Source organism: Empedobacter sp. UBA7620, from assembly GCF_002484185.1.
Classification (GTDB): Bacteria; Bacteroidota; Bacteroidia; order Flavobacteriales; family Weeksellaceae; genus Empedobacter; species Empedobacter falsenii_C.
The window spans coordinates 145,641-170,016 of record NZ_DLJI01000031.1; the positions used below are offsets into that span (position 1 = coordinate 145,641).

Consider the following 24,376-nt stretch of genomic DNA (forward strand, 5'->3'; position numbering starts at 1 on the left):
AGTTTCAAATTACCTTTACATTTAAAGAGATAATGGACTTTCTATTATGAATATTGAATACTACAAGCCGAAAAATAAAATTTTACAGAAATATGTAGATGGATATTATTTTATAAAAGAGGATAAAAATTCAGGAAGTGTAGAATATGAGACATTTCCGAATAATAATTTTTTTTATACAATCAATAAAAATACCATTGTGAAAGAGGAAAAAGAGAATATTTTTCTTAGTTCTTCTAACGATAATTCAATTATTGGTTCTTTGGTTTTGAGTTATTCGAAGCCGATGAGAATTTTTTATACACATTTGTTCGACGAAATCACGATCTGTTTTAAACCTTTAGGAATATTTCATTTTGATGTAACTGATTTTAATTCGGAAAGTAAAAAGACATTAATTGATTATAATTTGCTTGAAGAAATAACAGAGTTTTCTGCCAAATTATTTGATTTAACGATGAATGAAAAGGCGATTGAATTAGAAAAATATTTGATTTCAAAGTTGATAGAAGTTGATTTATCTTTTATGGAAAATATAATTAGAGATGTTGAAAATGAAATTAAAATCGAAGATATTTCAACTAAATATTCAATTTCAAGGCAATATTTGAACCGAATTTTCAAGAAACATTTAGGAAAATCTCCTTCTGAATATAGAAAAGTGTATCGATTCAGAAATTCTTTACTCAATAAAAAAGAAAGTAAAAATTTAACTGAATTGTCATCAAATGATTATTACGATCAATCACATTTTATCAAAGATTTCAAATCAATTACAAAACTAAAACCAAATCAATTTTTTAAGGAAGTTGATTTAGAAAAGGACACACTTTTGAAATTTTTTGATTAGTTTACATTCTTACAATTTTGAATCTTTTTATTAAAATAGTTTAGCTAATAAATTATTGTTACATGATCAATTGGAAAAAGATTCACTATTTTACTTATACATTTTGTCGCTATTTTTTAGCAACCATGATTATTTCTTACGCTTTTGCAAAAATTTTTGAAACTCAATTTATATCGCAACCAAGCGTCTATGACAAACCAATAGGAAATCTTTCAGGATTTGAACTTACGTGGTTTTATTATGGTTATTCATATTGGTATGGTTTAATCATCGCCTCAATGCAAATTATCAGTTCTTTGCTTCTATTTTTTAGGCAAACAACAAGAATTGGCATCATTATTTTCTTAACGTTTATGATTAATATTTTGCTGATGGATTTTGCTTATGATATTGATGGAGCAAAAGGAATGGCAGTCGTTTTAACGATAATGGCGTTATTTGTTTTTCTGTCTGATTATAAGGAATTGATTAAATATTTTATAAAAACGCCTCCTTTATTTGAGGAGCAAAGAACTGCTAAAATCAATAAAATAAGTAAACTGAAATTTATCTATATTCCTCTAGTTTTCATTGGATTCTTTGTTTTGATAATTACATTAAAAGATAAATTTTTAAGTCAAAATCAATTTTTTGGAGCTTGGGAAAATGTAGAAAATAATGAAAGAATTTATTTTGAATCTGCTAATACATTTCAAAAAGTGAATAATTCTACATTTAAACCAATTAATTCAGGAATGTATGATTTTGAAAAAGATTCAATTTATTTAAAAGGAATGCAAGAGGAAAATCAAACTCCTGAAATTATTCTTAAAGGAAAATTTAATATCCATAATAATGTATTGAAAATAGAGACTGCTAAAGGAGTTGAAATTTATAAAAGAATTAGATAAAAACAAAAAATCCACTCAACTGAGTGGATTTTTTTATGCTTGTTTCTTCACGAACTTCGTTAAAATAACGATTAATTGTCCGTCAACTTTTCCTTCAATTTGTTCGGTATTATCATGAACTAAACGAATATTTCGTACAGCAGTTCCAATTTTTGCATTGATAGAAGAACCTTTTACATCCAAATCTTTAATCAATGTCACCGTATCTCCATTCACCAAAATATTTCCGTTGCTATCTTTGTGCAAATCCACACTTCCGTCACCTTCATGATCGCCAGAAGCTTTTGCCCACTCCATATTTTCGTCATCCAAATACATCATATCCAAAGCATCAGCAGCCCAAGATTCGTTTCTAAAACGATTCAACATTCGCCAAGAAAGCACTTGTACAGCAGGAACTTCGCTCCACATAGAAGAAAGTAAAAACGATTCCCAAAACGAGGCATCTAATTCTTCTTTCTTTTCAATTTGGTTGATACATTTTTGTGTAATGTAAACATTTCGATCAGGATTACTACTCGCATCAGGATTCACTTCATAAATAGCCAAATTTTCTGTAACTCCCGTCAATTCGCATTGGTTACCACTTCTTTCTTGTAAAAATGTATCTAATTTCATGTATTGATTTTAAAACTTTTGCAAAGATAACCTTTATTTAGAATTTAAACTTTTAAGGTATTTTAATCAGAATTATTTAAATTCGTTAAGAATAAAATTCAACCTTAAAATATGTTAGTAAAGAAAAACTCGGGCGAGTTAATCCCATATGATCCAAAAGCTTTAAAACGTTCGTTAACGAAATCTGGTGCAAAAAAAGAGGAAGTTGAAGAGGTTTTCGAATTAGTATCGAAAGATCTTTACGACGGAATTCCGACCAGAGAATTGTATCGGATAGCTTTTGCTCATCTCAAAAATTATAGAAATTCGTATGCGGCGCGTTATAGCTTAAAAAGAGCTTTGCGAGATTTGGGACCAGAAGGATATTATTTCGAAAAGTGGATTGGAAAAGTGATGCAAGCGGCAGGATATGACTCTTTGCATTCGGAAATTGTGCAAGGAAATGCGGTGACGCACGAAATTGATGTGGTGGCTTCTAAAGGAGATCAATTGCTTTTCTGTGAATGTAAATTTAGAAATGACGAAGATGCCAAAATTTCTGTGACAACGCCGATGTATTTTTTATCGCGAATGAAAGATGTAGAAAGTCATACGTATCATTTTTTTGGACGAGATATGAAACCAACAAAAGGTTTCTTGGTAACGAATGCGTATTTAACGACGGATAGTATAGATTTTGCAAATTATTATGGAATTGGATTGATTTCTTGGGATTATCCTGAAACAAATAGTATCAAATATTTGGTTGATAATGCGGCTTTGTATCCAATTACATGTTTAACGACTTTGACGCCAGAGCAAGAAAAAGTTCTTTTATCGAAAGAATGTATTTTGGTGAAAGATTTACAACAAAATAATAAGTTTTTAGATTCATTAAACTTGTCTAAAGAACAACGAAACGAAGTTTTGGAAGAAACAAATGAATTATTAGAAATCGAGAATTTCACCTGCGAAATTGCTTAAACTGAAATAAAAAGAAGCTCAATATTGAGCTTCTTTTGTTTTATAATTCTTTAAAAATTTCAAAACTATCTTTGTGATCGCACCAAAATTCATCCAAATTAATCATTCGATCTTTTAGGAACGGAATAATCTGTGGCCAATCAGTTTCTCTAAAAATACTAATGTTTTCTAAACGCATTTTTATCGTCGAAATCATTTTTCCATCTTCGTCATAATCTTCTTTTGTCCAAATCCATTTTTCGCCAAGATAACTTTCCAAAACATTTTCATATTCCTCAAACTGTTCATAAATCATCAGTTGAACGGACGGATCTGGATGCGAAATTTCAATCGAAACCTCGGCAAATTTACGCTCGACATCCGTTCTAAAATAAACACCTTTTACATCCGTTTTGTAATTTATCCAATTAATACGCGTTCCTTCGGCATTCATCTGCAATTTCATATACGTTCCATACGAAATCCAAAAATCCTTTTTTATGCGATAAGCATCTTCTTTTGAAAACAAATTGATTATTTTTTTACAAAAATCGGTTTAATATTCTATTCAACAAAATTTAGAGAAAAATAGCTAGGATTGATTCTTGTTCTATTACATTTGAATAAATATTTTTAAAAAATAAATATGAAACTATTTTCTTTCCTAGGTTTAATGGGAATTTTGGCTTTTTCTACTGTAAATGCACAATCTGTAGAAACGGTAAAATATGAAGCTTTACACGAAAAAATAGCAAATTATAAAGATCAAGTTGTGGTGGTTAATTTTTGGGCAACATGGTGTGCGCCTTGTGTAGAGGAGATTCCAGCTTTTATGGAAATTAACGAAAAATACAAAGACAATCCTAATTTCAAGATGTTGTTGGTTTCGTTAGATCGACCAAAAATTATCGATAAAGTGAAGAAGTTTATGCTTGACAATAAGATAAATGCAGAAGTTGTTTTGTTGGATGATACCAAACGAATGAATGAATGGATTCCGTCATTTGATCCGAAATGGGCAGGAAATATTCCTGTAACAATCATTTATAATAAAGGCGAGAAAAAGGTTTTCCATGATCAAGCCATGACAAAATTTGAATTAGAAGATTACATTACCGAATATCTTAATTAAACGATAAAACTCCTGAAAATACTTTTAGGAGTTTTTTATTTTTCGTAAGTTTATACTAACATAAAACTACAAAAATGAATAAAAAACATATCAGAAAAGATGTTATTCAACATTTAATTCAATTGAAACAAGATGAAATTAATGCATTAATAGAATCTGAACGAATTTATGCTGAAGGAGCAGATTTAGACGAAGAATCAAGTTTAGAGTTAGATGATTTTGCGCAACAAAGTCAGTCGACGGATGCAGCGAGAAGTTTACGAATTCGTATTAATCAATCAACAGAAGATTTAGAGGAGTTTAAAGCACTTCGACCTGAATTGGTTGACGAAATTACAGAAGGAAATGTTGTGTTTACAGATAAAGTGAATTTTGTAATTGGTTTATCTTTCAAAGATTTTGAATGGGAAAATAAAAAGTTTGTTGGAATTAGTACACAAGCGCCTATTTTTGATGCTTTAGTTGGAAAACGAGCTGGAGATAAATTAGAATTTAATGGAATCAATTATACCATAGAAGAAATATTATAACATGCCAAAAATACATACAATCGATCTTAATTTTCAGAATGAAAACGAAGCAATCGCAACTTATTTAATCGAAACAGAACAAGGACCAATTTTGGTTGATCCAGGACCATATTCAACTTTTGAGAATTTGAAAGCTGGTATTGAAGCGTTAGGTTGGCGAGTAATCGATATCGAAAACATATTAATTACACATATTCATTTTGATCATGCTGGTGCTGCATGGAAATTTACAGAACATGGCGCAACAATTTTCTTAAATCCGATTGGTTTACCACATCTGAAAAATCCTGAGAAATTGTGGGAATCTGCAAAAATGATTTATGGTGATGATATGGATCGTTTGTGGGGAGAAATGAAACCAATTGACGAAGAATATTTGGTTGGTTTGGCAGATGGACAAAGTGTGGAGTTTGGTGATGCGGTTTTTCAGACTGTTTATACGCCTGGACATGCTGTTCATCACAATGCTTATGTGTTAGATGATGTTATTTTTACAGGTGATGTAGCAGGAGTGAAGATAGAAAACGGACCTGTTGTGCCACCTTGTCCGCCGCCAGATATTAATATCGAATTGTGGAAAGAATCGATTGCTAAATTGAGAAAAATTAATGCAAAAGGAATTTATCCGACGCATTATGGTTATCACGAAGATTTAGAAAATCATTTTGATCAATTAGAAAAATCGTTGAATGATTGGTCAAATTATATCAAACCAATGTATGATGATCAAATTCCGACCGAAGAAATTGTCCCAGTTTTTGTTGATCATGTCACAAAAAACTATAAAGATTTAGGTTTGACAGAAGATCAAATTCAAGTGTATGAATACGCCAATCCATCCTGGATGTCTGTTAATGGACTAATGCGTTATTGGAAATTAAAAGAACAAGGAAGATTATAAAACGAAAAGCTGTCAAAAATTTTGACAGCTTTTTTTATTCTATTTTTAATTCATATTGTTCAACCAAAATATTTCCAGTAGAATTTAAAATTTCAGTTCCGAATTCAAACGAAGATAAATAGATGTTTTGTCCAATATAATCTCGTTTATTCATCTCATTTATAAACTCCATCACATTTACTTTTCCCGAAGTTCGTTTTTCTTTTCGCACAAAAGCAATATAATCCCAGCTTGTATTCAAATCTTTTTTGATGATATGACCTCTGTAAATATCATATTGTCCAAATGTTGTAAAAATATTTCCAACTTTTTTACCAAATGGCTTGAATTTATTATAATCTTCGCAAATCATCACTTCAATTCCGATGGTTTGTAGAGCGACTTTTGGCGAATTGTGTAACCAAAAATCAAAAGCTAAATTATATTTTTTGTCATTAACTTTTAACTTCGTTTTATACTCAACTTCAAAAGTTTTTACCTCATTTATATTCTTGAAATAATTATCAGTTTTGATGTCAGCTAAATTAAACCAAGCACTTTCTCCAAACCAAATTTCAGGATAACCCACCACGCCATATTTCTTGCCAGGTGTTTGCCATTTCCAACCAGCCGCTGTGTCGGTTGTGAAAATTGTTTGTGAATATACACCTTTTTTTATTTTGTGTTCGCCCCATTTATTGTTGTTAATTTCATATTTCTGCCATTTTATGGTTGCTCCATTTTCTGACTTTTCTTGATCAGATTGTTGACCAAAACTAATAATCGAAAAAGAGAAAAATACAATATTTAAAAGTTGTTTCATCATTTATGCTAATTAAAAAAGGATGCTTTTGCATCCTTGTAAAAATATAAAATTGTGATGATTATAATCGAATTAATTTATCTTTTGCAGTTTGATAATCTACTAATAAATCGTCAAAAACTTCTGCAACTGTCGGAATAGAATCGATTAATGACGAAACTTGACCAATTTCTAATTCTCCATTCACCAAATCACCTTCAAACATTCCTTTCTTAGAACGACCTCTACCTAAAAGCTCTTTCAATTCTTCTGCGGTTGTACCTTGTTGATATTTTTCTTGAACTTGATTATAAAAATCATTTTTAATCAATCGAACAGGCGCTAATTCTTTCAATGTAAGTTGCGTATCGCCTTCTTGTGCATTTACAATCACATCTTTGAAAGCTTGATTCGCAGACGATTCTTGCGTTGCAGCAAAACGAGAACCAATTTGTACTCCATCTGCACCTAACGCAAATGCTGCCAAAATTTGAGAACCTGTTCCAATTCCTCCAGCAGCAATTAACGGAATATTGATTTGACGTTTCACATTCGGAATAAGACAAAGTGTAGTCGTTTCTTCTCTGCCATTATGTCCACCAGCTTCAAAACCTTCTGCCACGACAGCATCGACACCTGCATCTTGTGATTTTTGTGCAAATTTGGCACTACTGACAACATGCGCAACAGTTATTCCTTCTTTTTTTAAAGTTTCTGTCCACGTTTTTGGATTTCCAGCAGAAGTAAAAACAACTTTTACATCTTCCTCCACAATAATCTGCATAATTTCTTCAATATTCGGATAAAGCATTGGAACATTAACGCCAAAAGGATGATTTGTAGCAGCTTTACATTTCTTTATATGCTCGCGTAAAACATCAGGATACATGCTTCCAGCACCTATTAAACCTAGTCCTCCAGCATTACTTACAGCTGACGCTAATCGCCAACCACTATTCCAAATCATACCACCTTGAATAATTGGGTATTTTATTGCAAATAATTTTGTTATATTCGTGTCCATTTTCGTTATATTTAGGCATAAAATTAAATAAATATAGAGAACGAAAAAATTTAATTTTAACATAAATACTGACAGTTTGACTTTGGCAGATTATTTGATTTGCAAAAAATCAAATTTTAGAAAATAAATTAGAGTTTAATTGTCTCTACTAATAATAAAAAATATAAGCTATGTATTGGACTTTAGAATTAGCATCTTATTTAAGTGATGCACCTTGGCCAGCAACAAAAGATGAATTAATTGATTACGCAATTCGTACTGGTGCACCTTTGGAAGTTGTAGAAAACTTACAATCTATTGAGGATGAAGGAGATTCTTACGAAAGCATTGAAGAAATTTGGGCTGACTATCCAACGGACGACGATTTCCTTTGGAACGAGGACGAATATTAAAAATAAAAAAGCCCAAATTGGGGCTTTTTTCGATTCTATAATCTATAACTAACATAGTTAACGTATATTTGCATCTTAATTAGTCTCAAATATATTGTGGCTAATTTTGACGAAGAACGCAGAAAAATATGAATATTTTAAACAAAATTTTACAAGGTTTCTTAGGTGATAAGAATGCCAAAGATGTAAAAGAATTACGAAAATATGTTGACTTAGCGAATGAAGCTGGTCAAAAGCTTAGTTCATTATCAATTGATGAATTAAGAGGAAAAACAGATGGATTTAAAGCTCAATTAGTTGAAGCTACAAAAGATCTTAAAGCTCAAATTGAAGAGTTAAAAAAACAAGTTGAAGAAACAGAAGATTTTGGTGTAAAAGAAGATTTATACGCTAAAATTGATAAAATCAATAAAGAAGCTTACGAAATAGAGGAGAAGATTTTATTAGAAATCTTACCAGAAGCTTTCGCTGTAATGCGCGAAACAGGAAAACGTTTTACTGAAAACGAAACGTTAGAAGTGACCGCTTCTGAGTTTGATAAAGTTTTGGTAAATCGTGGACACGATTTCGTTTCTCTTAAAGATGATAACACTGCAATCTGGAAAAACTCATGGGATGCAGCTGGTCGTCAAGTAACATGGGATATGTCTCATTACGATGTTCAGTTTATTGGTGGTACGGCTTTACACTTAGGTCGTATTGCGGAGATGCAAACAGGAGAAGGTAAAACGTTGGTTGCAACTTTACCAATTTACTTAAATGCATTAACTGGTCGTGGAGTTCACTTAGTAACGGTGAATGATTACTTGGCAAAACGAGATATGGCGTGGATGCGTCCAATTTTCTCTTTCCATGGTTTATCAGTAGATTGTATCGATAATCACCAACCAAACTCTCCAGGACGTCGTGATGCGTATGCATCTGATATTGTTTATGGAACAAATAACGAATTTGGTTTCGATTATTTACGTGACAATATGGCAAACACTCCAGATGCTTTGGTACAACGTGAATTAAATTTTGCGATTGTCGATGAGGTCGATTCAGTTTTAATTGATGATGCTCGTACACCATTGATTATTTCTGGTCCAGTTCCACAAGGAGATCGTCACGAATTTGATGTATTAAGACCAAAAATTGATCGTTTATATCAAATGCAACGTGAGATGTTAGGAAAAACATTGAACGAAGCAAAAACATTATTCAAACAAGGAGATTTAAAAGAAGGAGGTTTCAAATTATACCAAGTTTACCGTGGTTTACCAAAATATAAACCATTAATCAAATTCTTGTCTCAAGATGGTATTCGTGCTCAATTACAAAAAACAGAAGCGCATTTTATTCAGGATAATAACCGTGAAATGCCAAAAGTTGACGAGCATTTATACTTTGTTATTGATGAAAAACAAAATCAATCAGATTTAACAGATAAAGGAATTGAGTATTTGTCTAAAGGAATGGAAGATGAAAATTTCTTCATTTTACCAGATGTTTCGACAAATATTGGAGCGATTGAAAATTCAGGAAAAACGAAAGAAGAAATTCTTCAAATGAAAGAAGAATTTTTCCGTGACTTCTCAATCAAATCTGAGCGTATTCATACATTAAGCCAATTGTTAAAAGCATATACATTATTCGAAAAAGACATCGAGTATGTAGTGGTTGAAGGTGAAGTAAAAATCGTTGACGAATCGACAGGTCGTATTATGGATGGTCGTCGTTATTCTGATGGATTGCACCAAGCAATTGAAGCAAAAGAGAATGTAAAAATTGAAGCAGCTACACAAACGTTTGCAACAATTACATTACAAAACTACTTCCGTATGTACAACAAGTTAGGAGGTATGACTGGTACAGCGGAAACTGAGGCAGGTGAGTTCTGGGAAATTTACAAATTAGATGTTGTTTCTATTCCAACAAACCGCCCAATTTTACGTAACGATAAAAATGATATTGTTTTCAAAACAAATCGTGAAAAATATAAAGCAGTAATCGAGGAAATTGTCCGTTTATCTCAAGATGACAAACGTCCAGTTTTAGTTGGTACAACTAATGTTGAGATTTCTGAATTATTATCAAAAGCTTTAAAATTACGTGGAATTAATCACAATGTTTTAAATGCAAAATTACACAAAAGCGAGGCTGATATTGTAACAGAAGCTGGTAAACCAGGAGCTGTAACAATTGCAACGAATATGGCTGGTCGTGGTACCGATATTAAATTAACGAAAGAAGTAAAAGAATCTGGAGGTTTAGCAATTATTGGTACTGAACGTCACGATTCTCGTCGTGTAGACCGTCAGTTACGTGGTCGTGCTGGTCGTCAAGGAGATCCAGGATCATCTCAATTCTTCGTTTCATTAGAAGATTCATTAATGCGTTTATTCGGTTCAGAAAGAATTGCAAAATTAATGGACCGTATGGGACACAAAGATGGTGATGTGATTGAACATTCTATGATTACAAAATCTATCGAGCGTGCACAGAAAAAAGTAGAAGAAAATAACTTCGGTATTCGTAAACGTTTGTTAGAGTATGATGATGTAATGAATAAACAACGTGAAGTAATTTACAAACGTCGTCACAATGCATTGTTCGGAGATCGTTTGGAAGTTGATATTGCAAATATGATTTATGATGTTGCGGCTTCTGTTGTAAAATCTAACAAAGATTTCGAAGATTTTGATCAATATGAATTAGATTTAATTAAATTCTTTACAATGGGAACTCCTGTTACTGAAGATGAATTTAGATCTAAATCAATCAAAGATTTAACAAATATTACGTACGACGCAGCAATTGAAGATTACAAAGCACGTATGAAATATGTTGCAGAAACAGCTTTCCCAGTAATTTCGAATGTTTTCGAGAATCAAGGACATATGTTCTCTCGTATTCAAGTACCATTTACAGACGGAATTCGTCAAATGACAGTTGTTTGTGATTTGAAAGAAGCATACGAATCTCAAGGTAAAACTTTAATAAAAGATTTCGAAAAATCAGTTGTATTAAGTTTGATTGATGATAACTGGAAAGAGCATTTACGTGATGTTGATGACTTACGTAAAACGTCTCAAAATGCGGTTTACGAACAAAAAGATCCATTGGTTGTTTACAAACAAGAGTCTTTCCATATCTTCCAAAGAATGTTAGACACAGTGAACAAAGAAATTATTTCGTTCTTGTTCAAAGGAGAATTACCAAATACTCAAAAAGAAGAATCTGTAGAGGAAACTGAATCAGTAAACTAAAAAGATTTTTTTATATAACTTTAACCCTTTCTGAAATTTTCTGAAAGGGTTTTTTAGTATTTTTACATTAACTACTGAAAGTTTTCAGTATCAAATTATTAAAATTTTAAACAAATGAAATTTGCATACTTACACGGCTACCAAGGTTTTGTAACAGATGAAAAGAGAGAATATTTAGATTCTTTGGGAGAATGTTATGCACCATCAATTGATTACGATAATGCTCCAACTTTGATTCAAGATTTGATTGAACATTTTACAAAGGAACCAATCGAATTTATTGCAGGGACAAGTTTAGGCGGAATGATAAGTTATTATTTGGGATTATTGTTAAATGTTCCAGTTTTGATGTTTAATCCTGCTGTAATAGCGGTAGAACGTTTAAAACCTTTTTTGCCAGAACAATTATTAAAAGGAGTTCCAACAAAATCAAATTTAATTTTTACAGGATTAAAAGATGATGTGATCGAACCAAAATTTCAGATTGAATTTGTAGAAAATCTTCAAAAACAAAACGGAAATATCGAACAAGTTTTCGATGCTGAAATGACACATTTAATCACATTAGAAGAATTCGAAAAAGCGTTTGAAACTTTTTTGGAGAAGTGATAATATAAAAAGGTGAATATTATTTTAATTAAATGATATTCACCTTTTTTAATATATTAAATTCTTTATTTTTTCTTAAAATTATGAGATATATTTCCCCAAAATAAAAATTCATCTTTATGAGTAAAATCTTTTGGTGAATTAACAAGACTTGGAAAAAAATCTGCATCAGACCACAATCCAAAAAAATCACCTTCTACATTAGCTGAAGAACCATTCGTTTTAGAAATAATATTAAATGCAAAGTAATTTCTATAGACATGGAATGTGTTAGTTTTTTTATCAACTTTACCGAAAACAAATTCTAATGTATCATAATTTACAATTAATAAATCGTTTTTATATGCACTTTTTAGTCGTTCAACTTCATCGTCAATACTTGTAATAATTACAGAATCTTTTTTCAATTCAATACTTTTGTATGGGGTCTCATCATACGTTGGCCAATGTGTTTTTAGAAAATTTAATGCCTCTGAGGGATGGTTTTCTCCGTCTGGCCCTTTATAATATTTGTAATCTGTAAAAGGACTAGTATCAGTATATGTGTAAATTCCATTAATAGTTGGTGAATTTTCTAAGGGAATAATAATTTCGTCTTCGTTGCACGAAATAATTGCAAATAAACCCAAAATAGCTATTAATTTTTTCATAATGTTAATTTAGTTTTTTATAAAAATAGAAAAATAAAATAGATGATAAACAAAAAAACGAACCAATTGGTTCGCTTTTTTGTTTAATATCATTTTTTTTTACAACCCCAACATTTTAGGACCTTGTTCGAAAACAACATCAACTGGAATATTTTTGGTTTTCAAGACATCTAAATCTTTTTGTAAATCTGCATGAATAGTTCCTTTGTCAGTATATAATTTTTTTACACCATCATAATCTCCATTTCCTTGAAGTGTCAAAATTAATTCTGATAAACCATTCATTGCTTTTTCCATTTTAGCAACATTTACTTTGTAACGACCATTTGGAGTTTTTTCGAAAGCACCATTTTCAGCAAAATAGTTGAACGCAATCATATTCGCTTGTCCGTGAGCAGAACTCGCTCCAAAACGAACTGAACGTAAAATTCCAGCCAAGAAAGTCACAAAATAATCTTCTTGTGTTCCTGTCAATTCACCTTTTTTCAATAATTGATTGACCATATACAAACCAAGAATATCAGCTTTTCCTTCTTCTAAAGCTGAATTAGCTTCTTTTAAAGCATCACGAACTGAACCTTTTCCATTCACCGTATTTTTGATTCCTAAACCATGCGCCACTTCGTGAAACATAACATTAGAAAAGAATGCGTCAAATTTGATGTTTTTCTGTTGGCTTTCATCAATCAAAGCAGTTGCAATAGGCGCAAGAATTTTATCAAACTTCGCTTTCATAGCATTTTTTAATTGCAAACGACGTGTTCCTTTTTCCAATTGAACTTTTTCATCATTTGGTAAATTAATCGCAATTGTTTTTCCTGCCGCATTGCAATCTCCCGCATAATACACAACATCATAGGCATTAAGATCCGAATCAGTTCCAGGAACTTCTTTTTTGTAGTTTGCAGAAACAGGTAAATTCTTCTGTAATTCTGGTAAATATTGAACAAATTTTGCCAATTTTTTCGACCATTCGATATCTTTTACTAAAATATATGCAGAATAGGAAGTTTTATATCCAAATAATTGATCTTCATAATTTTCAATCGGACCAACCACCATGTCAATATTTGCATTTTTCATATCCATCCAAGCCAAATCACTTGCATAGAAATCATCGCTCACCAAAGCTGCAGCACGTAATTTTAAATAATTTTTAAGTCCAGTATCTTCTGCTAATTCAGAAGCTTTTGTCAAATATCCAGCAGCTTTTGATAATTGATTTTTGAAATTTTCGTTATACGGAATCGAATATAATTTTCCTTCGCGATTACGACGAATAATAGAGTAGGGCGATTTGCCATCTTTGATATTCGCTTGTTCAAATTCCTCTTTCGTCATATCAATAGGATAGAAAGTTGCACCTGCAGGTTTTGCTCCAATACCGTTTATAAAAGGCGCTTCGTTATTCAATCTATCCCAAGGACCATAGTTTATTTTTGCATATTCTTTGGCTTCACCTTTCGTTTCGTCCATCAAATCTATTTTAGCGCCATAAGCTTGTTGCCAAAATAAATCGTCCATAATATCAGCCGTTTTGAACATCAAACGTAAAATCTCTTTTTCGTTTTTTGTTAAATGCGAAATATCTGTTGTTAATGGAACTTGAGCATAATATTGAAAAGCATAATCTTTTGTCATTTCTGTTGAGGTTTGAGTTGATTCTGTTGCTGTTTTTTGAGTTGAACAAGAGCTTAAAACTCCAGCAAAAGCAATCAATCCCAAGAATATTGATGATTTTTTCATTTTGAATGTTTTGGTAAATTTAAGGAGAAATGGGTTTTTGAATTAAAATAATATTTACTATCAATTATAGTTTTCTCTAGACAGATCTTCAAAGTGTTCTTTGTGTGTGAGATACATTATTTTATCCATTAAAAATCCAATAATTAAAGGTGTAGGAATAAATATTAGCGCAATGGTAGTGTAATTTTTGAATTCATTTTCCTCAAGTATAAATACATTTATACTAAATCCGAGTACTAAAAGTATTAAGGCATAAAATATTGAGACGATGATTCTGTTTTTTCTATGAAAATATTTTTTGAAAAGATAATTATAAGCAATTGAGAATAAAATAATAATTAAAAATGGATAAACTAACCTAATCATGAGAACTGATGTCAATAAGTAAGTATATAGAAAATCACCAATACACCAAAAATTACTAATACTACAATCTGAAGTTGAATAGCTCATAAAAGATATTATTGGTATTGTAAAAATGAATATTGTAGCTATGATAATTAATATATGTTTTAATATGTACATATTGATTTGGTTTAAATGGTTGATGAATTAAAGTACTAAATCATTCAATTGGCATTCCTAAATTTTTATAATATACATTGTTGATATAAAAGTATCCATAAGAAAATTGATATTTTTTAAGATTTTCAAATAAAGTATCTATATTGAAAATTTCAAGCTGATTTGATTTCAGGTTTGGAATATTTTCTATATTAAATGTATATTTTTCTTTTTTACATTTATCACAATACTTCTTTCCTCCAGCAATTGTATAATATTTGTAACCGTTTTTCTTATTATAAGAAATATTTTCTTTGTGGTAAAGAGTAAGTGTATATTCATTTTTATAAAATGAAAGATTTCCATCTTTTAACACACTCTTTTTTTCTAAATTAATAGAATCATTTCTCGTTATATTGATAATTTGAGCATTAATTGAATAACCAATAAGAAAGGATATTAGCTGAATTTTTAAAAAGATATATTTTTTCATTTTGAATAACTATTTATAGTTGCATATCAAAATATAAAACTTCTTTTGAAATTGAGTCATAATAAATTCTATAATTTGATTGACCTCTTTGAGCTGATAAATATATTATATGATTTTTAGAAGGGGCGAACCAATTTGGTGGATTGTTAAGTTCTGGTAATGGGTCTTTTTTGGAATAGATTTTTAATTGTTTTTTTACAATTTGTTTATCTATCCATTCTTTTTTTACGTTTAATTTTAAAAATGTTTTGTATTCATAAGACCAATGTGCAGACTCCCAATAATGACCTTCTAATACTTTTATATTTGTAGAATCTGGAAAATTACCAAATTGTATTTTGTAGATTTCTTCTTTGGTTGGAGAAAATGATGTTGCAGGTTCAGTGTTATCTCCGTCTTTAGGACTATCATCTACATTATATAAGAATAATATAAATATTAATAATAGAGAAGAAAGAATTAGAAAAATGTATAGTTTTTCTTTATTTCCATCTCTATAATCTTCAATTACATAATAGATAAAAAAGAGTATAGGAACTGCTATTAATAATAAAATGGAGAATAACATCATGTTAATTATTAAGTCTTTAATAAAAATAACATTAAATTATCAAATAAAAAAATCCCAACTTCTACTGAAATTGAGATTTAATCTGGGTGAATGATGGGTCTCGAACCCACGACCTCCGGAACCACAATCCGGCGCTCTAACCAACTGAGCTACAATCACCATTTGGTTTGAATTTCTTTTGAAACTAATTCTAAAGTTTTTAGGGTGAATGATGGGTCTCGAACCCACGACCTCCGGAACCACAATCCGGCGCTCTAACCAACTGAGCTACAATCACCATTTGGTTTGAATTTCTTTTAAAACTAATTCTAAAGTTTTAGGGTGAATGATGGGTCTCGAACCCACGACCTCCGGAACCACAATCCGGCGCTCTAACCAACTGAGCTACAATCACCATTTTTATTGCGAAATTAACTTTTATTTAATCTCTCAATTGGACTGCAAATATAGCCTATTAATCGGTACTTGCAAATAATTTTGACAAAAAAATAAAGGTTTTTTACACCTTTATTTCTAAATTAAAGAATCTAAATTATTTACGCCAATGTAACTTCGCGAAATAAATCCTTCTCCACCTTCAGTTCCGATTAATCTTCCTAAATCATACGCACGATATCGGATAGAATCAGTAAAGTTTTTCGATGAAATTGGCGTTTGAGGTTCGCTCGAATTTGGATCAAAAAATTGCGTTTTATACGCCATACAAGCTTCCACTTTTGTATCTACAAAACCAGAGATGTCAACCACAAAATGAGGTTCTAAAGGTAACCATTGAATGTAGTGGAAGTGTTTTTTGGGACGCCAAGCTGGTAATCCATTTTCAATTTTTGGTAAACCTGATAAGAAAATAGCAGTATTCACTAAATCCGAACCTTTTCCATGATCTGGATGGCGATCGTGAGGCGCATTACTCAAAATAATATCAGGTTGATATTTGCGAATAATTTCGACAATTTTCAACTGATTTTCTTTATCATTCAAGAAAAAACCATCAGGAATTCCAAGATTTTCTCTCACAGCAACGCCTAAAATGTTTTTGGCATCATTTGCTTCTACACGGCGCGTTTCATCGGTACCACGAGTTCCTAATTCTCCTTTTGTTAAATCAAGAATACCAACCGTTTTACCGTTTTTAATTTCTTTTGCAAGTGTTCCTCCACATCCCAATTCTACGTCATCAGGATGCGCTCCAATTGCAAGAATATCTAACTTCATTTACTATTTATTTAACCAATCTATTATTTCTTTTGAATCTGGAGTTACTTTTGAAGCATAAGAAGCCTCTAAAGTTCCGTCTTCGTTAATCAAAAATTTTGTAAAATTCCATTTTACATCATTGTCAGATTTTCCGTTCAATGATTTTTTTGTTAAGAATTTGAAAATTTCATTTTGATTTTTTCCAATTACATCACTTTTTGACATCAAAGGAAAAGTTACGCCATAATTTAATTTACAAAAACTTGCAATTTCTTCGTTGTTATCAAATTCCTGACCTCCAAAATTGTCTGAAGGAAATCCAACAATTACCAAACCTTGATCTTTATATTCTTGATATAACTTTTCTAAAGCATCATATTGAGGTGTGTAACCACATTTTGAAGCTGTGTTAAGAATTAAGATTTTCTTTCCTTTCAAATCAGCGAAATTAAAATCGTCATCATTGATATCCTTGAATGTATAATCGTAAATTTTGTTCACTTTTTGAGGTGTTTTTGTTGTTTGATGAATGTTTTGCTTTTTAGAAACTTTCTTAGTTTCTTGCGCATTACAAGCTATAAATAGCCCTAAAAATCCGATGAATAAATATTTCATTGCGTACTATTTTAAACAAATTTAAAAAAAATGTTACGATTTGTAAGTTAAAGTAGGTTAAAATAAAAAAGCTCAGTTATAAACTGAGCTTTCTTTTATTTATACCAACTACTATACATCAAATAATTATTAGCGATTCTTTCTATTTCGCCTTCTTTCAATTCCTTTGGAACATCTTTAATTTTTTTAGCAGGAATTCCAGCCCATAATTCCCCTTCTTTTACATGCGTTCCTTTGGTTAAAATCGCACCAGCGGCAATCAAAGAATTAGATTCAACAATACAATCATCCATCACAATTGCGCCCATTCCAATCAAAACATTATCGTGTATTGTACAACCATGTACAATTGCATTATGCCCTATCGAAACGTTATTTCCAATTGTTGTTGGCGATTTTTGATACGTCGCATGTATTGTTGCATTATCCTGAATATTTACTTTATTTCCCATTTTGATATAATGTACATCTCCACGCACAACTGCAGAAAACCAAATTGAGCAATCGTTTCCCATTTCTACCTCTCCTACAACTACCGCATTATCCGCTAAAAAGCAGTTTTCACCGAACTTTGGTGTGTGCCCATTTAATTCTTTAATTATTGCCATAACAAAATCTATAATTCTAATGATAAAGATACATTTTTATAGCGTATTTTTGTACGACTATGAGAGTATACGAAGAAATTACACCAAATAATAACGTGATGAAGTTCGTTTGTGACGAGACTTTAACACAAGGTGGCGTGGAATTCGATAAAGAATCTACAGCTACCGAATCTCCTTTAGCGCAAGTTTTATTGACTATACCATTTATTCAAAAAATATTTATCACAGCGAATTTTGTTGCGATAGAAAAAATAGATGCAGTTGATTGGGCTGATGTTACTGAAGATTTGAAAGAAATTATCAACGAACATTTAGAAGAAAACGCAATTTTAGCGCCAATGAAAAAGGCTCCTATTTCTATTTATGCAGAAATGACGCCTAATCCTGCTGCGATGAAATTCGTTTCAAATTCTATGTTAGCGCCAGAAATCATCGAAATAAAATCGAGAGAAAAAGCTGCTGGAGTTCCATTAGCTGTTGCGATTTACAAAGAATATCCTTTTGTAGAAGAAGTTTTTATTGTTGATAATTATGTTTCTTTAACAAAAAATGAAACAGAAGATTGGTCACTTTGGGCAATGGATGTTCGTTCATTTATTACCAATTATTTACAAGCTGGAGGTCCTGTTTTTGATGAATTTTACGAATTCACAACAGAAGCTCCTGAACATGTTGTCGTAAAATCTGCCGAAGAATTTTCTTCTGTTGAGCAGCAAATCAAAGCTATTTTAGATGAATATGTTCAGCCAGCAGTTGCAAATGATGGTGGAAACATCGAATTAATTGAATTTGATGAAGAAACACGTACAGCTAAAATGTTATTGCAAGGTGCTTGCTCTGGTTGTCCGTCTTCTACAGCAACGCTTAAAAATGGTATCGAAGGAATTTTAAAACAAATGATGCCTGATGTTGTAGACAACGTTGAAGCTGTAAATGGATAAGATTAAAAATATTTTTATCTAAAAATAAAGAAAGCCTTCTAAATTAGAAGGCTTTTGTATTTTCATTAAATTATCAATATCATATTTTTAAGAAGAAATCGCTTCAAAATATTCTTTTTCGATTTGTTCTCTAAAATCTGGATGCGCAATTTCAGCCATTGCTTTTACACGTTGTCGAATATTTTTTCCGAATAAATTTGCAACACCATATTCCGTTACAATATAATTTACATGTGCTCTTGTCGTCACAATTCCCGCACCTTGTTTTAGGAATGGTACTATTTTATTTGCACCTTTTGCTGTTGTTGACGTTAATGCAATGATCGATTTTCCACCTTTACTTAAAGATGATCCGTATATAAAATCAACTTGTCCTCCAACACCAGAAAATATTCGCGAACCAATTGAATCTGCACTTACTTGTCCCGTAACATCTACCTCAATAGCCGAATTAATCGAAACCATTCTATTGTTCTGACTAATCTTAGCAGGATCATTTGTAAAAGAAGCATCGCGCATTTCTACGCCAGGATTATCATCAATAAAATCATACAATAATTGTGAACCATGCGCTAAAGTCGAAACAATTTTACCTTTTAATAATTTTTTGTGTTCGCCTGTAATCACGCCAGATTTAACCAATGGAACAATTCCATCTGAAAATAATTCGGTATGAATTCCTAAACCTTTATGATTCTTCAAATTATTCAAAACTGCATTTGGAATAGAACCAATCCCTAATTGTAAACAACTTTTATCTTCAATTAATTCAGCAATATAATTCCCAATTTTAGCTTCTTCATCTGTAATATTTCCATTATCCAAGATATCTAACGGTTGATGATGTTCTACTAAATGCGTGATAGTCGAAATATGTAAAATTCCGTCACCAAATGTGCGTGGCATATATTTGTTCACTTGCGCAATAACCACACGAGAAGTCTCAATTGCCGCTCTAATATTCTCCACAGAAGTCCCTAAAGAACAATAACCATGAGAATCTGGCTCAGAAATCTGAATTAAAACAACATCAACATTCAATTCAGTTCGAATCACTTTTCCCATTTCGCTAAAGAAAATCGGTAAATACGAACCATTTCCTTCTTTGATCGTGTGACGAACATTAGCACCTAAGAAAAAAGAATTGACAAAAAATGAGTCTTTATAAGCAGGATTTGCATATTCTGCATTTCCACTTGTATGAATATGACAAAATTCTATATCTCTCAATTCATGCGCTCTCTTCGATAATTCTGACACCAAAAATGTAGGCGTAGCCGCAGCTGCATGAACGTAAACACGATCGCCAGATTTGATTTCTTTTACAGCTTCTGTTGCAGAAGTATATTTCATAAGTAGATTTTAATAATCGTGCAAAATAAAGGCTTTGATGCTTTATAAAAAACGATATTTTTCATCAAAATCTAATCAAATTTTATTCCTAATAATTTAAGTTGTAGTTTGCGTTTTTCTTGATAAAAATTATTCATCAAAAAAGTCGATAGAACGGCGATAATTATAAAAAAATAATCTTCGACGAGCTTCTAAATCATTGACACGAATCGACGAAACATCATCAACCTGAAAATACAAAGAACCTTCGTCTGTTCCTTCCGAACCAATACATTTCAACTCAAAATCATCTTCAGTTAAATTTCGAATAAAACCTGCAAAACGACTATTGTTATTTAATTGAATACGTGTAACATATTCGGTTTGATCATTTATTTCGCCTAAAATTTGACGAACCCAATTTTCTTCTGCTGTTGCATTAAATGTAATTGGATTTTCTTGATCCAAATCGGTGTGATGTTCTTTTAAATAATTGAGACATTTGCAGTAATCATCAACATCTATTCGACTAATTTTGAAATAAGGTTCGATTAAAATCCCATCTTTTTTACCATATTTCGAAATGTGCTGCATTGTAAAAAATTCGTCATTAAAATCTAAAATATATCCAGCCCAAAAATTGTCTCCTTCGGGATCATTGTAAACGGCAATAATTGATTGATTTTCTTTTGAGTGTTGTAATATTTTATAGAAGTTAGAATTCATATTTCTTTGAGTTAAAAAGTCAAATTACGAATCTTTGTGGATAAAAAAAAGGTTCTTGATTATTTCAAAAACCTTTTCTTTCTATTAATTTGCTTTTCGGAAAATCGAAGCTTCATAACTTAATGATTGCCAATCTCCTTTTTGCAGATTATCTAATTTTATTTTTTTATAGATATTTTCTTCTCCTGCAACTGTTATTGTAAATTGTGTACGATCTAAAATATTTTTTTCAGTAATTGTATAATTTATATCAAATTTCTTTTTTGTCAATTTCTCTACAATTGGTTTTAAATAAGCAATCGCAGCTTCAGAACTTTTGAATTGTTCGTTTTGCGGAAATTGCACATCAAAATATCCTTCGTATGTAAAATCTGGCTCTGTAATAATCAAATTATAAGGATCCGCAAACAAGGCTGGACGCTGTTTTTGATATTCTTTTTCGGTTTTATATTGACGTTTTTCTTCTTTATAAATCAACGGATATTTATCAGCAAGAACAGCTAATTTATCGGCATCATAAGAATATGGAATTCCGTCGTGAAAAACATTGTACAACGCAGGATTTACCAACCATTGATCGACAATTTTCTTATCTTTTACCATATAAATCATCACTCCATTTTCTTGCGCTTGGAAAGTAGACGATTGATATCCATACTCCAAAATTGGTTTTCCTAATTGTATAGCTGCAGCATTTTCTAACATAAAATTAAACTTCTCATAAGTCTTTGTTTCATCGCTTAAAGGAGCCATTCCATATACTTTTGTCGAAGCATCTACATTTTTATCATTAATCATAGAGGTTACTTGCGCTGTTGCAAAATTTGCAAGAACAACAGTGGCTGTAAGTAAAATTTGTTTTATCATGTATTGTATATCTTTATTTTAAAATGTGTTTCAAATTTATTGATAAATTTCGATAGTTATCTTACCTGATTGCGTAATACTTCCGCGATACATTCCGGCAGTGTTAAAAGGAAAACTTGCTTGACCATTTTTATCTAAAATAATCATTCCCCCATCCCCACCTAAATCACCAATTTTCTTGATCACTTCTTCACCAGCTTTTTTCGAAGAAAGTTTTTTGTAATTCATCAAAGCCGCAACATCATATGCCGCAACAGCTTTAATAAAGTATTCGCCCCAACCCGTACTCGAAACACCAACTTCGCTATTTGCATAGGTTCCAGCTCCGATAATTGGCGAATCACCAACACGACCAAAACGTTTGTTTGTCATTCCGCCCGTCGAAGTTCCTGCCGAGATATGACCTTTATTATCCAAAGCAACTGCGCCAACTGTACCAAATTTTTCGTCAACAAAATTGAAAGGAACATACGCATGTGTTTTAGCATCGTGGTCTAATTCCATTTTTTCTTTGTCTTTTTCCAAAACTTTTTGAAGAGAATTCCAGCGTTCTTCCGTTTTGAAATAACTTGGATCAACAATTTCTAAACCTTGATTTTGAGCAAATTCTTCTGCTCCTTTTCCAACCATCATTACATGAGCAGAATTTTGTAAAACAGCTTTTGCTGCTAAAATAGGGTTTTTAATCGTTGTAACTCCAGCCACAGCTCCAGCTTGCATTGTATTTCCGATCATCAACGAAGCGTCTAATTCATTCTTCCCTTCATGTGTAAAAACTGCTCCTTTTCCTGCATTAAACAAAGGCGAATTTTCCATTACTTTTATGGCCTCTATCACCGCATTTTCACTTTCGCCACCTTGTTTGATGACTTCATAACCTTTTGTCAAAGATTCAGCTAAAGCATCTCGATACGCTTTTTCCTTTTCGGGTGTCATATTTTTTTTCAAAATTGTACCAGCACCACCATGAATTACCAAAACAACTTTGTCTTGTTTCGTTTGTGCATATGTCGTCATCGTCAAAACGGATAAGATTAAACCAACTATTTTTTTCATGTGTAAAATTTTATTCAACGTCTAAAAATAGAAAAGTTTATAGAAATTAACTATTTTTAGCATTGAATTTGAAAACGAAATATCAACAACTGTTATTAAACAAATAAACACCTATGAACTCTAATAAACACTATCTCTCTAACAACGTTTTATTGCAATTAGCATTTATTGCAATTATACTTTTAGTTTTTGGATTAATTACCAAAAATCTTTTAGCATTTTTCCCTGGTTTTCTTGGCGCTTTATGTTTGTACGTTTTACTCCTGAATCCTTTGCAATGGTTAGTTAAAGTAAAAAAATGGAACAAATTAGGAAGTGTAATTGTCTTGATGATTAGTAGTGCAATTCTAATTATAGGACCACTTTATTTATTAATTCAAATGTTAACGAATAAAGTAATGGTGCTATTAAATGACACAGCTCAAATTAAAAAAGATGTCAATAAAATTATTGAAATGTTGCAAATCAAATTTCATATTGATGTTTTTAGCGCAACAAATATTGAAAAAATAACACAAGTTGGAGGGAAATTATTAGAAAAAACACTGAATGCTTCAATGGATATGACAGTTCAATTAGGTGTTGCATTTCTTATTTTGTATTTCATGTTAATGAACCATCAAAAACTTGAAAATTGGTTTTACAGAACTATTCCGCTTAAAACAAGTAATTTAGTAAAGATGAACAAAGATTTGAAAGATTTGGTCATTTCTAATGCAGTAGGTATGCCGTTAACAGCCTTTCTACAAGCGATTATTGCCTATATTGGATATCTTATTTTTGGAGTTGATGATGCTTTTACATGGTTTATTTTAACAATTTTTGCGGCGATGTTGCCAGTAGTTGGAGCAGCCTTAATTTACGTTCCTTTGGCATTATTTTTATTAGCAAGCGGTGATACAGGACAAGCGATCGGATTATTGATTTATTGTTTTGTTATTGTTGGATTATCAGACAATTTGATTCGTTTAGTTTTACAGAAAAAAATGGCGGATGTTCATCCATTAATTACTATTTTTGGAGTAATCGTTGGAATAAATTTATTCGGATTTATTGGAATTATTTTTGGACCAATCTTATTTTCAGTATTCTTTTGGTTAGTCAAATTGTACAAATACGAATTTATTGATCCAAATCCAGAAGATTAATT

General features: G+C 31.3%; 26 protein-coding genes and 3 tRNA genes. 11 read left to right on the forward strand and 18 right to left on the reverse strand.

Annotated elements, in window-relative coordinates; translation table 11 throughout:
• Positions 1-46 precede the first annotated feature (46 nt).
• Positions 47-850 (forward strand): helix-turn-helix domain-containing protein, encoded by an 804-nt coding sequence (locus B2217_RS07190; RefSeq protein WP_291122229.1) that lies wholly within the window; start codon positions 47-49, stop codon positions 848-850.
• A gap of 125 nt (positions 851-975) precedes the next feature.
• A complete protein-coding gene (locus B2217_RS07195; RefSeq protein WP_291122230.1) occupies positions 976-1,740 on the forward strand; it encodes a hypothetical protein in 765 nt (254 codons plus the stop codon).
• A gap of 33 nt (positions 1,741-1,773) precedes the next feature.
• Here the strand turns inward: B2217_RS07195 and B2217_RS07200 are convergent, their stop codons facing one another.
• Positions 1,774-2,358 (reverse strand): PhnA domain-containing protein, encoded by a 585-nt coding sequence (locus B2217_RS07200; protein WP_114999713.1) that lies wholly within the window; start codon positions 2,356-2,358, stop codon positions 1,774-1,776.
• Positions 2,359-2,469: 111 nt separating this feature from the next.
• Between B2217_RS07200 and B2217_RS07205 the strand changes: the two genes are divergently transcribed.
• Entirely contained in the window at positions 2,470-3,321 is an 852-nt protein-coding gene (locus B2217_RS07205) for an ATP cone domain-containing protein (protein WP_291122231.1), read from the forward strand.
• A gap of 40 nt (positions 3,322-3,361) precedes the next feature.
• Here B2217_RS07205 and B2217_RS07210 read toward each other — a convergent pair whose 3' ends face one another.
• Positions 3,362-3,829, reverse strand: a complete 468-nt coding sequence (locus B2217_RS07210; RefSeq protein WP_052217563.1) for a DUF4268 domain-containing protein — start codon at positions 3,827-3,829, stop codon at positions 3,362-3,364.
• 117 nt (positions 3,830-3,946) lie between these two features.
• On the opposite strand from B2217_RS07210, the gene B2217_RS07215 reads away from it, so the two are divergent.
• The 3 genes from B2217_RS07215 (at position 3,947) to B2217_RS07225 (ending at position 5,863) form a co-directional block, all read left to right on the forward strand.
• Positions 3,947-4,432: a TlpA family protein disulfide reductase gene (locus B2217_RS07215; RefSeq protein ID WP_286496206.1), complete on the forward strand. Its 486-nt coding sequence runs from the start codon at positions 3,947-3,949 to the stop codon at positions 4,430-4,432.
• Positions 4,433-4,506: 74 nt separating this feature from the next.
• Positions 4,507-4,962 (forward strand): hypothetical protein, encoded by a 456-nt coding sequence (locus B2217_RS07220; protein WP_291122232.1) that lies wholly within the window; start codon positions 4,507-4,509, stop codon positions 4,960-4,962.
• Position 4,963: 1 nt separating this feature from the next.
• Positions 4,964-5,863, forward strand: coding sequence for an MBL fold metallo-hydrolase (locus B2217_RS07225; RefSeq protein WP_280045372.1), 900 nt, complete (start codon positions 4,964-4,966; stop codon positions 5,861-5,863).
• Positions 5,864-5,897: 34 nt separating this feature from the next.
• Here the strand turns inward: B2217_RS07225 and B2217_RS07230 are convergent, their stop codons facing one another.
• Both B2217_RS07230 and B2217_RS07235 read right to left on the reverse strand, forming a co-directional pair.
• Positions 5,898-6,665, reverse strand: coding sequence for a GH12 family glycosyl hydrolase domain-containing protein (locus B2217_RS07230; protein WP_180904780.1), 768 nt, complete (start codon positions 6,663-6,665; stop codon positions 5,898-5,900).
• A gap of 61 nt (positions 6,666-6,726) precedes the next feature.
• Positions 6,727-7,668: an NAD(P)H-dependent flavin oxidoreductase gene (locus tag B2217_RS07235; RefSeq protein WP_180904779.1), complete on the reverse strand. Its 942-nt coding sequence runs from the start codon at positions 7,666-7,668 to the stop codon at positions 6,727-6,729.
• 170 nt (positions 7,669-7,838) lie between these two features.
• Between B2217_RS07235 and B2217_RS07240 the strand changes: the two genes are divergently transcribed.
• The 3 genes from B2217_RS07240 to B2217_RS07250 all read left to right on the forward strand — a co-directional run bounded on the left by B2217_RS07240 (position 7,839) and on the right by B2217_RS07250 (position 11,920).
• Complete coding sequence (locus tag B2217_RS07240) at positions 7,839-8,060, forward strand: DUF2795 domain-containing protein (protein WP_019976296.1); 222 nt, start codon at positions 7,839-7,841, stop codon at positions 8,058-8,060.
• Positions 8,061-8,188: 128 nt separating this feature from the next.
• Positions 8,189-11,311 (forward strand): preprotein translocase subunit SecA, encoded by a 3,123-nt coding sequence (gene secA / locus B2217_RS07245; RefSeq protein WP_291122233.1) that lies wholly within the window; start codon positions 8,189-8,191, stop codon positions 11,309-11,311.
• A gap of 114 nt (positions 11,312-11,425) precedes the next feature.
• The gene (locus tag B2217_RS07250; RefSeq protein ID WP_291122234.1) at positions 11,426-11,920 is read left to right on the forward strand and encodes a YqiA/YcfP family alpha/beta fold hydrolase; all 495 of its coding nucleotides are present in this window, start codon (positions 11,426-11,428) and stop codon (positions 11,918-11,920) included.
• A gap of 65 nt (positions 11,921-11,985) precedes the next feature.
• Here B2217_RS07250 and B2217_RS07255 read toward each other — a convergent pair whose 3' ends face one another.
• The 10 genes from B2217_RS07255 to B2217_RS07300 form a co-directional block, all read right to left on the reverse strand.
• Positions 11,986-12,570 carry a hypothetical protein gene (locus tag B2217_RS07255; RefSeq protein WP_180904775.1) on the reverse strand — a complete coding sequence of 195 codons (585 nt, stop codon included), beginning with the start codon at positions 12,568-12,570 and terminating at the stop codon, positions 11,986-11,988.
• A 99-nt stretch (positions 12,571-12,669) separates the two neighbouring features.
• Positions 12,670-14,316, reverse strand: coding sequence for a dipeptidyl-peptidase 3 family protein (locus B2217_RS07260; RefSeq protein ID WP_180904774.1), 1,647 nt, complete (start codon positions 14,314-14,316; stop codon positions 12,670-12,672).
• 565 nt (positions 14,317-14,881) lie between these two features.
• Entirely contained in the window at positions 14,882-15,313 is a 432-nt protein-coding gene (locus tag B2217_RS07265) for a hypothetical protein (protein ID WP_180904773.1), read from the reverse strand.
• A 13-nt stretch (positions 15,314-15,326) separates the two neighbouring features.
• Positions 15,327-15,884, reverse strand: a complete 558-nt coding sequence (locus B2217_RS07270; RefSeq protein WP_180904772.1) for a hypothetical protein — start codon at positions 15,882-15,884, stop codon at positions 15,327-15,329.
• Positions 15,885-15,968: 84 nt separating this feature from the next.
• Positions 15,969-16,044 (reverse strand) — tRNA-His (locus B2217_RS07275).
• A 42-nt stretch (positions 16,045-16,086) separates the two neighbouring features.
• A tRNA-His gene (locus tag B2217_RS07280) sits at positions 16,087-16,162 on the reverse strand.
• Between the two features lie 41 nt (positions 16,163-16,203).
• Positions 16,204-16,279: transfer RNA gene (locus B2217_RS07285), tRNA-His, on the reverse strand.
• 118 nt (positions 16,280-16,397) lie between these two features.
• The gene (gene bshB1 / locus B2217_RS07290; protein ID WP_114999735.1) at positions 16,398-17,099 is read right to left on the reverse strand and encodes a bacillithiol biosynthesis deacetylase BshB1; all 702 of its coding nucleotides are present in this window, start codon (positions 17,097-17,099) and stop codon (positions 16,398-16,400) included.
• Between the two features lie 3 nt (positions 17,100-17,102).
• Positions 17,103-17,696, reverse strand: a complete 594-nt coding sequence (locus B2217_RS07295) for a glutathione peroxidase (RefSeq protein WP_180904771.1) — start codon at positions 17,694-17,696, stop codon at positions 17,103-17,105.
• A 95-nt stretch (positions 17,697-17,791) separates the two neighbouring features.
• Positions 17,792-18,304, reverse strand: a complete 513-nt coding sequence (locus tag B2217_RS07300; protein ID WP_180904770.1) for a gamma carbonic anhydrase family protein — start codon at positions 18,302-18,304, stop codon at positions 17,792-17,794.
• 59 nt (positions 18,305-18,363) lie between these two features.
• Between B2217_RS07300 and B2217_RS07305 the strand changes: the two genes are divergently transcribed.
• A complete protein-coding gene (locus tag B2217_RS07305) occupies positions 18,364-19,245 on the forward strand; it encodes a NifU family protein (protein ID WP_038333605.1) in 882 nt (293 codons plus the stop codon).
• A gap of 87 nt (positions 19,246-19,332) precedes the next feature.
• Here the strand turns inward: B2217_RS07305 and B2217_RS07310 are convergent, their stop codons facing one another.
• From B2217_RS07310 to B2217_RS07325, 4 genes are all read right to left on the reverse strand, one after another.
• Positions 19,333-20,598, reverse strand: coding sequence for an acetyl-CoA hydrolase/transferase family protein (locus tag B2217_RS07310; protein WP_180904769.1), 1,266 nt, complete (start codon positions 20,596-20,598; stop codon positions 19,333-19,335).
• A 129-nt stretch (positions 20,599-20,727) separates the two neighbouring features.
• Complete coding sequence (locus B2217_RS07315; RefSeq protein ID WP_180904768.1) at positions 20,728-21,303, reverse strand: hypothetical protein; 576 nt, start codon at positions 21,301-21,303, stop codon at positions 20,728-20,730.
• An 84-nt stretch (positions 21,304-21,387) separates the two neighbouring features.
• The gene (locus B2217_RS07320; protein ID WP_291122235.1) at positions 21,388-22,170 is read right to left on the reverse strand and encodes a hypothetical protein; all 783 of its coding nucleotides are present in this window, start codon (positions 22,168-22,170) and stop codon (positions 21,388-21,390) included.
• Between the two features lie 36 nt (positions 22,171-22,206).
• Complete coding sequence (locus B2217_RS07325) at positions 22,207-23,226, reverse strand: isoaspartyl peptidase/L-asparaginase family protein (RefSeq protein ID WP_280050000.1); 1,020 nt, start codon at positions 23,224-23,226, stop codon at positions 22,207-22,209.
• A gap of 113 nt (positions 23,227-23,339) precedes the next feature.
• Between B2217_RS07325 and B2217_RS07330 the strand changes: the two genes are divergently transcribed.
• On the forward strand, positions 23,340-24,374 hold the full coding sequence (locus B2217_RS07330) for an AI-2E family transporter (protein ID WP_291122236.1): 1,035 nt from the start codon (positions 23,340-23,342) through the stop codon (positions 24,372-24,374).
• Positions 24,375-24,376 lie beyond the last annotated feature (2 nt).